Here is a 14,995-nt window from a genome sequence, read left to right as displayed (position 1 = left end):
GGCGCAAACCCGCGCCACATCACGCATTGCGACTCATCATGAGTACCCGATCGGTGGTCAAGGCTACTTCCGTTATCCGGCGCATGCAAGCCTTAACCACCTCCCGAATGCGCCAAATTTGCGGCGCATCAACATTTACACGACAGAAACGCGTTCGAAACCCTGTGGATTGTCCTGCAGCGCCAGTGCCAGCACCTCATCAATCCAGCGAACCGGATAAATTTCAAGGTCTTGTTTGACGTTGGCCGGGATCTCTTCCAGGTCGCGCTCGTTCTCTTTCGGGATCAGCACCCGCTTGATGCCGCCACGGTGGGCCGCCAGCAGCTTCTCTTTGAGGCCGCCGATGGGCAGCACCTCACCGCGCAGGGTAATCTCCCCGGTCATGGCCACATCGGCACGGACCGGGTTGCCGGTCAGGCTGGAGACCAGGGCGGTACACATGGCGATGCCGGCGCTCGGGCCATCCTTCGGGGTCGCCCCTTCCGGCACGTGCACGTGAATGTCACGCTTCTCGTAGAAGTCGGCGTTGATACGCAGCATCTCGGCGCGGGCCCGCACCACCGTCATGGCGGCCTGGATGGACTCCTGCATCACATCACCGAGCGAGCCGGTGTAGGTGAGCTTGCCCTTGCCCGGCATGTTGGTGGTCTCGATGGTGAGCAGATCGCCGCCCACCTCGGTCCACGCCAAGCCGCACACCTGGCCGATCTGGTTCTGGCTGGTGGCCTTGCCGTAATCGAAACGCTGGACCCCGAGGAACTCCTTGAGGTTCTCCTGATTGACCAGAACATGCTTGATGCTCTTGTCCAGCAGGATACGTTTGACTGCCTTGCGACACATCTTGGAGATCTCGCGCTCCAGGCTACGCACCCCCGCCTCGCGGGTGTAGTAGCGGATCACCCCGATCAGGGCGGAGTCTTCGATGGTGATCTCGGACTCTTTCAAACCGTTGCGCTGGATCTGCTTGGCGACCAGGTGCTGCTTGGCGATGTTGAGCTTCTCGTCCTCGGTGTACCCGGACAGACGGATCACTTCCATCCGGTCCAGCAAGGGGCCCGGGATGTTCATGGAGTTGGAGGTGGCCACGAACATCACGTCCGACAGGTCATAGTCCACTTCCAGATAGTGATCGTTGAAGCTGTTGTTCTGCTCCGGATCCAGCACTTCCAGCAATGCGGAGGCGGGATCGCCACGCATGTCCGAGCTCATCTTGTCGATCTCGTCGAGCAGGAACAGCGGGTTCTTCACGCCGATCTTCGCCATCTTCTGGATGAGCTTGCCGGGCATGGAGCCAATATAGGTGCGACGGTGACCGCGGATCTCCGCCTCGTCACGCACGCCGCCGAGCGCCATGCGCACATATTTGCGACCGGTCGCCTTGGCGATGGACTGACCCAGCGAGGTCTTGCCTACACCGGGAGGCCCTACCAGACACAAGATCGGCCCCTTGAGCTTGTTGACCCTTGCCTGCACCGCCAGGTATTCGAGGATGCGATCCTTGACCTTCTCCAGGCCATAGTGATCCGAATCCAGCACCTCTTGTGCCTTGGCGAGATCTTTCTTGACCTTGGAGCGGGCCTTCCAGGGCACCTGCACCATCCAGTCCACGTAGCTGCGCACCACTGTGGCCTCGGCCGACATGGGGGACATCATCTTCAGCTTGGCGAGCTCGGCCAGCGCCTTCTCACGAGCATCGTCCGGCATTCCAGCCTCTTCAATCTTGCGATTGAGGGCCTCGAATTCGTCCGGACTGTCTTCCAGCTCACCCAGCTCTTTCTGGATGGCCTTCATCTGCTCGTTGAGATAGTACTCGCGCTGGCTCTTCTCCATCTGCTTCTTGACCCGGGAGCGGATGCGTTTCTCGACCTGCAAGAGGTCAATCTCCGACTCCATCATGGCCATCAGAAACTCGATGCGCTCGGACACAGAGGCGATTTCCAGCACCTTCTGCTTGTCTTCGAGCTTGAGCGGCATGTGCGCAGCCATGGTGTCAGCCAGGCGCGCCGCATCGTCGATCGCCGAGATCGAGGTGAGTACCTCGGGCGGGATCTTCTTGTTGAGCTTGATGTAACCTTCAAACTGGCCGATGGCGGAGCGCACCAGCACATCCTGATCCTTCTCCTCGATGGCGGCAGACGCTATGTACTGCGCCTCACCGACGAAGAAGTCCTTGTCATCGATCATCCGCTCAAGACGGGCACGCTGGCCCCCTTCCACCAGCACCTTGACGGTGCCGTCCGGCAGCTTGAGCATCTGTAAGATATTGGCTACTGTCCCGACGGAGAAGATCTCCTCCACCGTAGGTTCGTCTGTCGACGCATCCTTCTGGGCCACCAGCAGGACTTTTTTGTCCTGCTCCATGGCCGCTTCCAGACAGCGAATGGATTTTTCCCGCCCCACAAAGAGTGGAATGACCATGTGGGGGTAAACCACCACGTCACGAAGAGGCAGGACGGGAATCTCGATGCGTTCTGAACGCTCTAGGTTCATATATGTCCTCTCGGCTTGTTATACCGTTGGCAAAGCGCTTGGCTGAGTATATGGGGGCGCTAAGATGAGATTCAATCGCCTTGGCCGTAAAAAGCATGAAAGGGGCAAAATGCCCCTTTATGTGATTAAAAATCAGCCAGTTACTCTGAGGCGGCGGCCTGAGTCTCGGGATTGTCGTAGATCATCAGAGGCGCGGAGTCCCCTTTGATCACCGTCTCGTCGATCACCACCTTGCTGACCCCTTCCAGGGACGGCAGGTCATACATGGTGTCGAGCAACACGGCTTCAACGATGGATCTCAGACCACGGGCACCGGTTTTACGCTCCATCGCCTTGCGCGCAATGGCGTTCAGGGCGTCGTCACGGAACTCCAGCTCCACCTCTTCCAGGGCGAACAGCGCGGCGTACTGCTTGGTCAGCGCGTTTTTCGGCTCTTTCAGGATCTGGATGAGGGCAGCCTCGTCCAGCTCGGTGAGGGTCGCGACCACCGGCAGACGACCGATGAACTCGGGGATCAAACCGTACTTGATCAGATCCTCCGGCTCCACCTTGGCAAAGTTCTCGCTTAAGGTCGCCTTGGCGTTCTTGGATTTGACGTCAGCGCCAAAACCGATGCCGGTGCCCTTGACGGAACGCTGCTCGATCACCTTGTCCAGGCCGGCAAAGGCGCCACCGCAGATGAAGAGGATCTTGGAGGTATCAACCTGCAAGAACTCCTGCTGCGGATGCTTGCGACCACCTTGCGGCGGGACGGAAGCTATGGTGCCTTCGATCAGCTTGAGCAACGCCTGCTGCACCCCTTCCCCGGACACGTCGCGGGTGATGGAGGGGTTGTCCGACTTGCGGGAGATCTTGTCGATCTCGTCGATGTAGACGATGCCACGCTGGGCCTTCTCTACGTCGTAGTCGCACTTTTGCAGCAGCTTCTGGATGATGTTCTCCACGTCTTCGCCCACATAACCGGCTTCGGTCAGGGTGGTGGCGTCGGCCATGGTGAAGGGTACATCCAGCAGGCGGGCGAGCGTTTCGGCCAGCAGGGTCTTGCCGCTACCGGTCGGGCCAATCAGCAGGATGTTGGACTTGCCAAGCTCCACACCGCCGGCTTCGCTGCCGCTGCGCAGACGCTTGTAGTGGTTGTAAACGGCCACGGCCAACACCTTCTTGGCGTACTCCTGGCCGATCACATAGTCATCCAGGTGCGCACGAATTTCATGAGGGGTCGGCAGCTCGCTACCATCGCGCTTGGGAGAGATCTCGCGGATCTCTTCGCGGATGATGTCGTTGCACAGCTCGACACACTCATCACATACGTAGACGGAAGGGCCAGCGATCAGCTTACGCACTTCATGCTGACTTTTGCCGCAGAAAGAGCAATAAAGCAGCTTGTCGCCCTCACCCTTGCGTTTCTCTGTCATTCAGCAACCTCGTTCTATCAATAGAGGATGGATCGTCCTGTTGAGTTTACAACAGGACGGGATACCCTGCTCAGCCGCGCTGGCTCAGGATGCCGTCGACCAGACCATAGGCCACGGCCTGCTCGGCCGACATGAAGTTGTCACGATCGGTGTCGCGCTCGACGGTGGCCATGTCCTGGCCGGTGTGGAAGGCCAGACGCTCGTTCAGGGTATTCTTGATCTTCAGGATCTCCTGGGCATGGATCTGGATGTCAGATGCCTGGCCCTGGAAGCCGCCCAGCGGCTGGTGGATCATCACGCGCGCATTGGGCAGGCAGAAGCGCTTGCCCTTGGCGCCACCGGCCAGCAGGAAGGCGCCCATGGAGCAGGCCTGCCCCATACAGACGGTGCTGACGTCCGGCTTGATGAACTGCATGGTGTCATAGATGGACATACCCGCAGTGACGGCACCACCCGGCGAGTTGATGTAGATGCTGATGTCCTGATCCGGGTTCTCGGACTCCAGGAACAGCAGCTGAGCCACCACCAGGTTCGCCATGTGATCCTCAACCTGACCCGTCAGGAAGATGACCCGCTCTTTCAGCAGGCGGGAATAGATGTCATAAGAACGCTCCCCTTTCGCCGTCTGCTCGACCACCATAGGGATGAGCGCATTGCGTGGGGATTCAGTCACATCGTTATAGTTCTTGTACATAAGGCATTGTCCCTAAAATAAAATGGCCCGAGTGGAGATCACACGAGCCATTATACTTAACAGTTTTGACCTTAAGTCAAATGTTCTTAGGCAGCGGCACCGGACTTGTTGATCACTTCGTCGAAGGCCACTTCTTTCTCGGTCACTTGCGCCTTGGACAGGATCAGGTCGATGGCTTGATCTTCAACCGCCAGATTGCGGACGCCATTCAGCATCTGCTCGTTCTTCTGGTAGTACTCGATCACTTCCTTCGGATCTTCGTAGGCGGTGGCCATGGACTCGATGATGCTGGTCACACGGGCATCGTCAGCCTTGATCTCGTTGGTGCGGATGACATCACCCAGCAGCAGACCAACGCGGACGCGACGCTCGGCCTGGGCCTGGAACAGCTCGGCCGGCAGCTCGGGAGCGTTGCCGCCCTGGAAGCCACCGAAGCGCTGCAGCGCCTGCTGACGCAGGGTGTCGATTTCCTGGGCAACGGCAGCCTTCGGCAGATCGATCTGGTTGGCTTCAACCAGGCCGTTCAGCACTTGCTCTTTCACGCTGTTTTTCAGGGCCTGGGCCAGTTCGCGCTCCATGTTCTTGCGCACTTCGGCTTTCAGCTCTTCAACGTTACCGCTCTCGATGCCAAAACGCTTGACGAACTCTTCGGTCAGCTCGGGCAGCACCTGCTCTTCAACCTTGTTCAGCTTGGAGGCAAACTTGGCCGCCTTGCCTTTGAGGTTTTCGGCGTGGTAGTCAGCCGGGAAAGTCACCTCGATGGTGAACTCGTCGCCCGCTTTCTTGCCCAGGATGGCATCTTCGAAGCCCGGGATCATACGGCCAGCGCCCAGCTCCAGGGTGAAACCTTCGGCCTTGCCGCCGTCGAACTCTTCACCGTCGATGGAACCGACGAAGTCCAGAGTGACACGCATGCCCTTGGCGGCAGCGGCGTCAACATCGGTCCAGGTCGCGTGCTGCTTGCGCAGGGTGTCGATCATGTTGGCCAGATCTTCATCCTTGACGGTCGCAACCGGCTTCTCGACCTTGATGGTCTCGAGGCCTGCAACTTCAAACTCCGGGTACACTTCGAAAGTGGCGGTGAACTCGAAATCCTGGCCTTCCTTGATCTCTTTCGGATCCATGGTCGGCGCGCCGGCCGGGCTCAGTTTGTTTTCGATGATGGCCTTGATGAAGTTGTTCTGCATCATTTCATCGGCAACGCGGGCATGGGCCATGGCGCCGAACATCTTCTTGATGATGGCAACCGGAGCCTTGCCAGGACGGAAACCGTCGATGCGACGAGTCTTGGCCAGGCCATTCAATTCTTTACGCACGGCAGCGTCAACGGTAGCAGCCGGTACAGTGATGGTAAGACGGCGTTCCAGACCCTGGGTTGTCTCTACAGAAACTTGCATTCTTTTACCTCGTTCAACTCAGCACTGTGTGCTGACCCTTTATTACCCCTGGGTAAAACCCGGAGTCTTCCTGTTTATAAAGACAACGACTGTCTTTGTGATGAGAAAATATGACGCGACATTATAGCGGCGCACATTGGTCGCGTCGAGCCGCACATCCCCCATCCGGGGCACAGACGGCACAATTTGCGCATGTCTGCCCCTTATATGGGGAAGCCCTGGCCCCAGTTCAAGCGCCAGGTTAGCAATAATTTGCACTCGCTCACCTTTTTACGCACCAACCCTCCCTTTTTCCACCCCTGTGGCCCGCAAAACGGCCCCGCCGAGGGCGGCTGCGACCCAAATTGTCCACCTTCTCGCATCAGCCATTGCGTCCCTCGACGCCGCTCGCTATGGTGACAACCAATTTATGAGTCTGGAGTGACCCACATGTCCTTTTTCCGCTTCTTGTTTAACCTGCTCTGGTTTGTACTGGGGGGCGTCGTCATGGGGCTGGCCTGGTGGCTGGCCGGGCTGCTCTGCTTCGTCTCCCTGATAGGGATCCCCTGGGGGCGTTCCTGCTTCGTCATCGGCACCTTCACCTTCTTCCCGTTTGGCAAGCAGGCGGTGAGCCGCAAGAGCATGACCGGCCAGAGCGACATCGGCTCCGGCGTGCTGGGCCTTATCGGCAACATCCTCTGGTTCCTGGTGATCGGGGTCTGGCTGGCCATCGGCCATATCGCCTCGGCACTGGCCTGCTTCGTGACCATCATCGGCATCCCGTTCGGCATCCAGCACCTCAAGCTCGCCTTGATCGCGCTGGCCCCCATCGGTCAGATGGTGGTGACCAATCACGAGGCCGAATCCGGTCGCTACATTCGCTAACCAAGAATGCGGCAACGGGCTATGCCTGCGAGGTAAAAAAAGGGCAGACTAGGGTCTGCCCTTTTTCATTGCCCCCGTTCGAGGTCATTCATGCTCCCCAGCCACTTCTTCGCCAACCTCGCCCGCATGCGACTCATCTATCGCTGGCCGCTGATGCGCAACATACAGCCGGAAAACATCGCCGAGCACAGCCTGCAGGTCGCCATGGTGGCCCACGCCCTCGGGGTCATCCAGAATCGCCTGTTTGATGGCAGGGTCGATGCCAACCTGGCCGCGGTGATGGCGCTCTACCACGACAGCAGCGAGGTGCTGACCGGCGATCTGCCGACCCCGGTCAAGTATTTCAACCCCGAGATAGCCCGTGAATACAAGAAGATAGAGCTGGCGGCCGAGCAGCGCCTGCTGGGGATGCTGCCCCCCGAGCTGATGGAAGATTTTCGCCCCCTGCTCGACTCCGGCGCCCAGGATGGCGAGCTCAGCCGGCTGGTGAAGGATGCCGACACCCTCTGCGCCTATACCAAGTGCCTGGAAGAGATCAATGCCGGCAACCGGGAGTTCGAGCCGGCCAGGAAGCGGCTCGAGCAGATGCTGGCCGCCCGCATGAACCCGGCGATGCGCTACTTCATCGACGTGTTCGTGGCCAGCTTCTCGCTGCCATTGGATGAGCTCAACGCCCACTGAGCCTGCCATCGCCGCCACCAGAAAAAGCGAAGGGCCCGTAACGGGCCCTTCTTCTTTATCTTCGCATCCGGCGACGATCAGTGTCCCAACTCGCGGGACGGCACCAGGCCACTCGCCCGCCAAGCGGGATAGAGGGTCGCCAGCAGACTCATCAGGATGGCGGCGCTGGTGACTATCACCAAATCCTGCAGGTGCAGCTCGGTCGGCAGGAAGTCGATGAAGTAGATGTCCGGGTTGAGGAAACGATGGCCGATCACCCCCTCGATGAAGCTCAGGATCTGGGTCAGCTTGCTGGAGAGCAGGCCACCGAGCAGGGCCCCGAGCAGGGCGCCCGCCACCCCGTTCACCATGCCCTGGATGACGAAGGTGAGCCGGACCTGGCCCGGGCTCGCCCCCATGGTCTTGAGGATGGCGATCTCGCTGCGCTTCTCGTTCACCGCCATCACCAGGGTGGAGACGATGTTGAAGCAGGCCACCGCCACCACCATCAGCATCACCACGTACATGACGGTGCGCACCATCTGGATGTCCTGATAGAGGTAGCCCTGGCGGCTCATCCAGCTGCTGATGTAGACGTAGTGCGGAAATTTCTGGGCGGCCGCCACCGTGATGGACTGCGCCTTGAGCACGTCATTCACCTTGAGGCTGAAGCCCTCCACCGCGCTGCCCATGCCGGTGATGGCCTGGGCATCGGCGAGGTGCATGAAGCCGAGCAGCCCGTCGAGTTGACCGCCTATCTCCAGCAGCCCCACCACCTTGAGCGCCTCCCGCTTCGGATTCTTGATGCCGGCGGCATCTCCCCCCTGCGGCAGCAACAGGGCGACGGTGTCACCTATCCCGACCCCCAGCTTGTCGGCGATGGTCTTGCCGAGGATAACCCCGTTGCCACCGGCCTGCAGCTCGCGCAGGCCGCGCCCCGTCATGTACTTGCCCGCATCGGACAGGTTGGCCTCGAGCTCGGGCAACACGGCGCGCACCTGCACCCCCTTGAGGGCGGAGCCGTGTTCCAGCAGGCCATCGAGACGGATGACGGGGGCGGCGGCTTCGATCCCGGGCTGGGCCAGCAGGTAATCCCGCAGCCTGGGCCAGTCGGGCAGCGGCGCCTCCATGCCGATCAGCTCGCCATGCGGCACCACCGAGAGCACCCGGTTCTTGAGCTCGCGCTCGAACCCGTTCATGGCGGAAAGACCGAGGATGAGGGCCATCACCCCCAGCGCGATGCCGATGAGGGAGGATGCCGAGATAAAGGCGATAAAACCGTTACGACGGCGGGAGCGGCTGTAACGCAGGCCCAGAAAGAGGGGCAGCGGTTTGAACATCAGGCGACCTCCGCCATGATGCCGCTCACCAGGGTCACCCGGCGATGCAGCTTGGCGGCGAGGCTCAAGTCATGGGTCACCACCACGAAGGCGGTGCCCAGCTCCCGGTTCAACTCGCACAGCAGCTCGTACACCGCAGTGGCACTGGCGTGATCCAGGTTGCCGGTCGGCTCGTCCGCCAGCACCAGGCTCGGCTCGTTGACCAGGGCGCGGGCGATGGCCACCCGTTGGCGTTCGCCACCGGAGAGCTCGGACGGCCTGTGATGGAGGCGATGGGAGAGCCCCACCCGCCCCAGCATCCGGGTCGCCTTGTCGCTGGCGCTCGCCACCGATTCCCCGGCGATCAGCAGCGGCATGGCGGTGTTCTCCAGCGCGGTAAACTCGGCCAGCAGATGGTGGAACTGATAGACGAAACCCAGCTCCTGGTTGCGGAACCTGGCCTGGGTGCGACTGTCCCAGTGATGGATATCCTGCCCCTTGAACAGCACGGTGCCGCTGGAGGGGTTGTCGAGCGCCCCCATCAGGTGCAGCAGGGTGGTCTTGCCCGAACCCGAGCTGCCCACCACCGCCAGCATCTCGCCGGGAGCCACGCTGAGATCTATCCCCTTGAGCACCTGAGTCTCGAGATGGCCCTCTTTGTAGACATGATTCAGTGCCTCGCAACGCAGCAGAGGTTCACGCGGCTGAGCGTTACGTGATAAGGACTCATTCATAAGAGGGGCTCCACTGGGATGCAATATAAGAGAAGATGAATTATTCATAACGCAGCGCCTCGGCCGGTTTCACCCGGGCCGCACGGGCCGCAGGGTAGAGGGTGGCGCTGAAGCTGAGCAGCACGGCGCCCAGCAAGATGGTGACGACCTGGGCGGGCTCGACGATCACCGGCAGGCCAGAGCCGCCGGCGGCCATATAGAGGTTGAGCCCCACCGCATCGAGTAGGGGGTTGAGCCCCAGGGAGAGGCCAAGCCCCGCCAGGCCGCCAAACAGCGCGCCTATGACGCCACTCGACGCCCCCAGCACCATGAAGATCTTGACGATACCGGGCTCGCTCATGCCCATGGTCCGCAGGATGGCGACCTCCCCTTCCTTGTCGGTGACCACCATCACCAGGGCGGAGAGGATGTTGAAGGTGGCGACCGCGATGATCAGCACCAGCATCAGCCCCATCATGCGTTTCTCCATGGCCACCGCCTGGAACAGCTCGCCGCGCTCGCGGCGCCAATCCTGCCACTCCAGCCCATCGGGCAAGGGGGTCTTGATCACCTGATCGGCGGCGAAGGGATCATCCAGCCAGAGGCGAATGCCGCCGACTGTGCCTTCGGGCAGGCGCAGCATGCGCTGGGCGTCGCCGAGCGCGATCAGCGCCACCTGGCTGTCCACGTCGGCGCCGACCCCGAAGATGCCGGAGACGGTGAACAGCCGCTGGGCCGGTACCCGGCCAAACGGCGTGAAGCGGGTGCCCTCGGTCAGGATGAGACGCACCTGGTCGCCGATGGACACCTTGAGGCGGTTGGCCACCCCCTGCCCCAGCACTATGTGGTATTCACCGCGCTGCAGGCTGTCCAGCCGCCCGCCCAGCATCTGGGCGTGCAGGATGTCATCCTTGGGCCACTGCGCCGGATCTATGCCCTGCACGCTGACGCCGGTGAGCTGGCCCGGGCTCTGCAACATGCCTTCGCTGTCGAGCATGGGGGCATGGGCGACCACGTGGGGCAGCCCGGCCAGATCGGGCAGACCCGGGGGTGCCACCTCCATCCGGCCGGTGGCATTGGTCACCACCACATGGGGGATCACCCCGAGGATACGGCCCTTGAGCTGCCCCTCGAAACCGTTCATCACAGAGATGACCACCATCAGGGCCGCGACCCCGATGGCGATGCCGAAGGTGGAGAAGAGGGAGATGAATGAAACGAAGCGGTTACTGCGTCGTGAGCCTGCATAACGCAGGCCGATGGCCAGCGACAGTGGCTGAAAAAGTCCAGTCTTCAAGGATATGTACGTTGCCAACGAAATAAGATACCGGATAATAAAGGCAAATAGACTATGACAACAAGGGATAGCCTCCATGCAGGAACAGTTCTTCAGCGTCACCCATGCCACGCCGGTCAATGTGATCCCCATGCCGGCCGATTTTCACCTGCCGACGCTGGAGGCACTGGACGCCGAGCTGCCCGAACCCTTTCGCATCGCCTCCTCCATCACCTCCATCGACATGATGAGCAGCCGCCTGCTGCGCAACCAGAACGAGTCGATGCACGATCTGGTGGAGATCATCAACCAGCAGTCGCGCAAGATCGACATGATCATGGGCTATGTGCTGGCGGTGCAGGATCACCCCGAGCATCGCTTCCACACCCTGCGCTTTGGCGCCGGTCAGCTCACCTACCTGCACCCACGTCAGGGTCATGGCGAGGCGCCGCGGGTCCATCAACTGGTGCGCCTCAAGATCTTCCTGCGCGAGGAGGCCTCCGCGGTCTACTGCTATGCCGAGGTCAAACACCTGGAGCCGAGCGAACATGGCATGCACGTGGTGCTCGACTATGTGCGGATCCGCGAGGATGACCGGGAACTGCTGGTGCGCGCCAGCCTGCATGTGCAATCGAAACAGCTCAAACTGCGTGCCCAAGAGCGTCAGCGCTAACCACAGCCAACGTCAACGTTAAAAGAATCGAACGATGCCAATGAAACTCCCCGCCTTGCCCGCCAAAGCGGGCCAAAAGATAACGCTCGGCCAGCTGGTCGGCAGCAGCCTGGCGCTGGTTGCCGCCCGCCTCACCCAGGAGGCAAATCGTCCCGTCCTGCTGGTGACCGCCGATACCCCGAGTGCCCTGCGCCTCGAACAGGAACTGCAGTTCCTGCTGGACGATCCCGTGCTGATGTTCCCGGATTGGGAGACCCTGCCCTACGACACCTTCTCCCCCCATCAGGACATCATCTCCCAGCGGCTCGAGACCCTCTACAAACTGCCGCAGATGAACAGCGGCGTGCTGATCGTGCCCATCTCCACCCTGATGCTGCGCTGCGCCCCCCAGGTCTATCTCGACAAGTACAGCCTGCTGGTGAAGGCCGGTCAGCGCCTCAACCTGCAACAGCTGCGGGGTCGCCTCGCCGAGGCAGGTTACGTGGCGGTGGATCAGGTGCTGGAGCACGGCGAATTCGCCGCCCGCGGCTCCCTGCTCGACCTCTTCCCCATGGGCAGCAACAGCCCCTATCGCATCGACTTCTTCGACGACGAGGTGGACTCCATCCGCCCCTTCGATCCCGAGACCCAGCGCTCCAGCGAGCCGGTCAAGAGCGTCAGCCTGCTGCCCGCCCGGGAGTTTCCCACCGACGAAGGAGCCATCGAGCTGTTCCGGGGCCAGTTCCGCGAGCAGTTCGAGCTGTCGCGCGCCGAGGGATCTGTCTACCAGGAGGTGAGCAAGGGGCGCTGGCCCGCCGGCATCGAATACTATCTGCCGCTCTTCTTCGCGCAGACCGCCAGCCTGTTTGACTACCTGCCGGACAACACCCTGCTGCTCACCGTGGGGGAGATCTATCCCGCCGCCCAGCGCTTCTGGAACGATATCGGCCAGCGCTATGAGGACAGGCGCTGGGACAACACCCGCCCCTTGCTGCCGCCCCAACAGATCTATCTGCCGGTGGAGCAGCTGTTTGCCGCCCTCGGCCAGTATGGCGCCGTGCGGCTGCAGGAGGCCGCCACCGACGGCGGCGCCGGCCACTGGGATCTGCCCCTGGCTCCCCTGCCAGACCTGCAGCTGGATCACAGCAAGGAGCAGCCCCTGCTGGCGCTGGGCCAGTTCCTCGACCAGTTCAAGGGCCGCACCCTGTTTGCGGTGGAGTCCGAGGGGCGGCGCGAGGTGCTCGGCGATCTGCTGGCACGCATCCAACTGCAGCCCAAGGAGTTCGCCTCCCTCGATGCCTTCATAGGGAGCAAGGCGCGCCACGGCCTGCTGGTCAGCCCGCTGGAGCGGGGCTTCCTGCTGCGCGAGCCCGGTCAGGACGAGCTGGCGCTCATCACCGAGACCGAGCTGCTTGGCGGCAAGATCCGCAGCAAGCGGCAGCGGGAGAAGAGCAAGAACCTGAGTTCGGATGCGGTGATCCGCAACCTGGGCGAGCTGACCCAGGGCCAGCCGGTGGTGCATCTCGATCACGGGGTCGGTCGCTATCTCGGGCTCGAGACCCTGGATGCCGGTGGCCTGCCCACCGAGTTCCTGACCCTGGAATACGCCGGCGGCGACAAGCTGTTCGTGCCGGTCACCAACTTGCACCTGATCAGCCGCTATACCGGGTCGGACAATCCGCCCAGCCACAAACTCGGCGGCGAGGCCTGGACCAAGGCCAGGCGCAAGGCGGCGGAGAAGATCCGCGACGTGGCGGCCGAGCTGCTGGACGTCTACGCCCTGCGCGCCGCCCGCAAGGGCTTTGCCTTCAAGCACGACAAGGAGGCCTACCGTCAGTTTGCCGCCGGCTTCCCGTTCGAGGAGACCGAGGATCAGCTCAACGCCATCAACGCTGTGCTGGGGGACATGTGCCAGGCCAAGAGTATGGACAGGCTGGTGTGTGGCGATGTGGGCTTTGGCAAGACCGAGGTGGCGATGCGGGCCGCCTTCGTGGCGGTGCACGGCGGCAAGCAGGTGGCGGTGCTGGTGCCCACCACCCTGCTGGCCCAGCAACACTACGACAACTTCCGCGATCGCTTCGCCAACTGGCCGGTGCGGGTCGAGGTGCTGAGCCGCTTCCGCTCCGCCAAGGAGCAGACCGCCGTGCTCAAAGAGCTGCGCGAGGGCAAGGTGGACATCATCATCGGCACCCACAAGCTGCTGGGCTCCGAGCTCACCTTCAAGGATCTGGGGCTGCTGGTCGTCGACGAGGAACACAGATTCGGGGTGCGCCAGAAGGAGAAGATCAAGGCGCTGCGGGCCGACGTGGACATCCTCACCCTCACGGCGACGCCGATCCCGCGCACCCTCAACATGGCGATGTCCGGCATGCGGGATCTCTCCATCATCGCCACCCCGCCGGCCAAGCGGCTCGCCATCAAGACCTTCGTGCGCCAACAGGAGCCGGCGGTCACCCGCGAGGCGGTGCTGCGGGAACTCAAACGCGGCGGTCAGGTCTACTACCTGCACAACGACGTGGAGAGCATCGAGAAGTGCGCCGGCGATCTCGCCGAGCTGGTGCCGGAGGCGCGCATCGGCATCGCCCACGGCCAGATGCGCGAGCGCGACCTCGAACGCATCATGTCGGACTTCTATCACCAGCGCTTCAACCTGCTGGTCTGCACCACCATCATCGAGACCGGCATCGACGTGCCGAGCGCCAACACCATCATCATGGACCGCGCCGATCATCTGGGGCTGGCCCAGCTGCACCAGCTGCGGGGCCGGGTCGGCCGCTCCCATCACCAGGCCTATGCCTATTTGCTCACCCCCCACCCCAAGCTGATGACCAAGGACGCCATCAAGCGGCTGGAGGCCATCGCCTCCCTCGAGGATCTCGGTGCCGGCTTCGCGCTGGCGACCCACGATCTGGAGATCCGCGGCGCGGGCGAGCTGCTCGGCGACGATCAGAGCGGCCAGATCGAGTCGATTGGCTTCACCCTCTACATGGAGCTGCTGGAGCAGGCGGTCGAGGCGCTGAAAAACGGCAAGGAGCCGTCCCTCGAGCAGCTGATGAGCCAGCACACCGAGGTGGAGCTGCGCCTGCCGGCCCTGTTGCCGGACGACTACATCCCGGACGTCAACATGCGGCTCTCCATGTACAAGCGCATCGCCAGCGCCGCCGACGAGCAGGAGCTGCGCGAGCTGAAGGTGGAGCTGATCGACCGCTTCGGCCTGCTGCCGGAGCCGACCAAGACACTCATGGAAATTGCGGCCTTCCGCCAGCGTGCCACGACGCTCGGCATCCGCCGGGTGGAGATGAGCGAGCGCGGCGGTTATCTCGACTTCAACCAGGACACCAGGGTCAACCCCGGCTATCTGGTCAAGCTGCTCTCCGAGCAGCCGCGCATCTACAAGATGGACGGGCCGACCCGCTTGCGCTTCCAGGTGCCAAACCAGGACAGGGCCATGCGCCTGAAGCTGGTGGACAGCCTGCTGACGGATCTCGCCAACCACAGCCTCTGATCACGGTGAG

Annotated in this window: 11 protein-coding genes; 4 read left to right on the top strand and 7 right to left on the bottom strand. The window is 62.0% G+C overall.

All coding sequences use genetic code 11. The annotated features are described in order from the left end of the window. Nucleotides 1-135 precede the first annotated feature (135 nt). The 4 genes from lon to tig all read right to left on the bottom strand — a co-directional run bounded on the left by lon (nucleotide 136) and on the right by tig (nucleotide 5,996). Complete coding sequence (gene lon, locus AACW18_RS07620; protein WP_042653670.1) at nucleotides 136-2,490, bottom strand: endopeptidase La; 2,355 nt, start codon at nucleotides 2,488-2,490, stop codon at nucleotides 136-138. Between the two features lie 140 nt (nucleotides 2,491-2,630). Next, nucleotides 2,631-3,905, bottom strand: coding sequence for an ATP-dependent protease ATP-binding subunit ClpX (gene clpX / locus AACW18_RS07615; RefSeq protein WP_042653669.1), 1,275 nt, complete (start codon nucleotides 3,903-3,905; stop codon nucleotides 2,631-2,633). Nucleotides 3,906-3,975: 70 nt separating this feature from the next. Then, nucleotides 3,976-4,599, bottom strand: coding sequence for an ATP-dependent Clp endopeptidase proteolytic subunit ClpP (clpP, locus tag AACW18_RS07610; RefSeq protein ID WP_033129953.1), 624 nt, complete (start codon nucleotides 4,597-4,599; stop codon nucleotides 3,976-3,978). Nucleotides 4,600-4,685: 86 nt separating this feature from the next. Further along, nucleotides 4,686-5,996 carry a trigger factor gene (tig, locus tag AACW18_RS07605; protein WP_042653668.1) on the bottom strand — a complete coding sequence of 437 codons (1,311 nt, stop codon included), beginning with the start codon at nucleotides 5,994-5,996 and terminating at the stop codon, nucleotides 4,686-4,688. Nucleotides 5,997-6,425: 429 nt separating this feature from the next. On the opposite strand from tig, the gene AACW18_RS07600 reads away from it, so the two are divergent. Together AACW18_RS07600 and yfbR are read left to right on the top strand one after the other, a co-directional pair. After that, nucleotides 6,426-6,860 (top strand): YccF domain-containing protein, encoded by a 435-nt coding sequence (locus tag AACW18_RS07600; RefSeq protein WP_042653667.1) that lies wholly within the window; start codon nucleotides 6,426-6,428, stop codon nucleotides 6,858-6,860. Nucleotides 6,861-6,950: 90 nt separating this feature from the next. Further along, nucleotides 6,951-7,541, top strand: a complete 591-nt coding sequence (gene yfbR / locus AACW18_RS07595; protein WP_042653666.1) for a 5'-deoxynucleotidase — start codon at nucleotides 6,951-6,953, stop codon at nucleotides 7,539-7,541. Between the two features lie 77 nt (nucleotides 7,542-7,618). On the opposite strand, the gene lolE is transcribed toward yfbR, so the two are convergent. From lolE to AACW18_RS07580, 3 genes are read right to left on the bottom strand one after another with little or no spacing between them, the layout of a single operon-like run. Beyond that, entirely contained in the window at nucleotides 7,619-8,860 is a 1,242-nt protein-coding gene (gene lolE / locus AACW18_RS07590) for a lipoprotein-releasing ABC transporter permease subunit LolE (RefSeq protein ID WP_218388254.1), read from the bottom strand. Beyond that, nucleotides 8,860-9,573 (bottom strand): lipoprotein-releasing ABC transporter ATP-binding protein LolD, encoded by a 714-nt coding sequence (gene lolD / locus AACW18_RS07585; RefSeq protein WP_218292271.1) that lies wholly within the window; start codon nucleotides 9,571-9,573, stop codon nucleotides 8,860-8,862. The genes lolE and lolD overlap by 1 nt, the downstream gene beginning before the upstream one ends. 40 nt (nucleotides 9,574-9,613) lie before the next feature. Then, complete coding sequence (locus AACW18_RS07580; RefSeq protein ID WP_218388253.1) at nucleotides 9,614-10,849, bottom strand: lipoprotein-releasing ABC transporter permease subunit; 1,236 nt, start codon at nucleotides 10,847-10,849, stop codon at nucleotides 9,614-9,616. A 76-nt stretch (nucleotides 10,850-10,925) separates the two neighbouring features. On the opposite strand from AACW18_RS07580, the gene AACW18_RS07575 reads away from it, so the two are divergent. Together AACW18_RS07575 and mfd are read left to right on the top strand one after the other, a co-directional pair. Further along, entirely contained in the window at nucleotides 10,926-11,501 is a 576-nt protein-coding gene (locus AACW18_RS07575) for a PilZ domain-containing protein (RefSeq protein ID WP_218388252.1), read from the top strand. 40 nt (nucleotides 11,502-11,541) lie between these two features. Beyond that, nucleotides 11,542-14,985, top strand: coding sequence for a transcription-repair coupling factor (gene mfd / locus AACW18_RS07570; protein WP_218388367.1), 3,444 nt, complete (start codon nucleotides 11,542-11,544; stop codon nucleotides 14,983-14,985). Nucleotides 14,986-14,995: the final 10 nt, after the last annotated feature.

Source organism: Aeromonas sp. sia0103, from assembly GCF_963895295.1.
In the GTDB taxonomy this organism is placed as follows: Bacteria; Pseudomonadota; Gammaproteobacteria; order Enterobacterales; family Aeromonadaceae; genus Aeromonas; species Aeromonas encheleia.
Note: the sequence above shows the minus strand (reverse complement) of the source record. Positions and strands in the feature narration are given on the sequence as shown.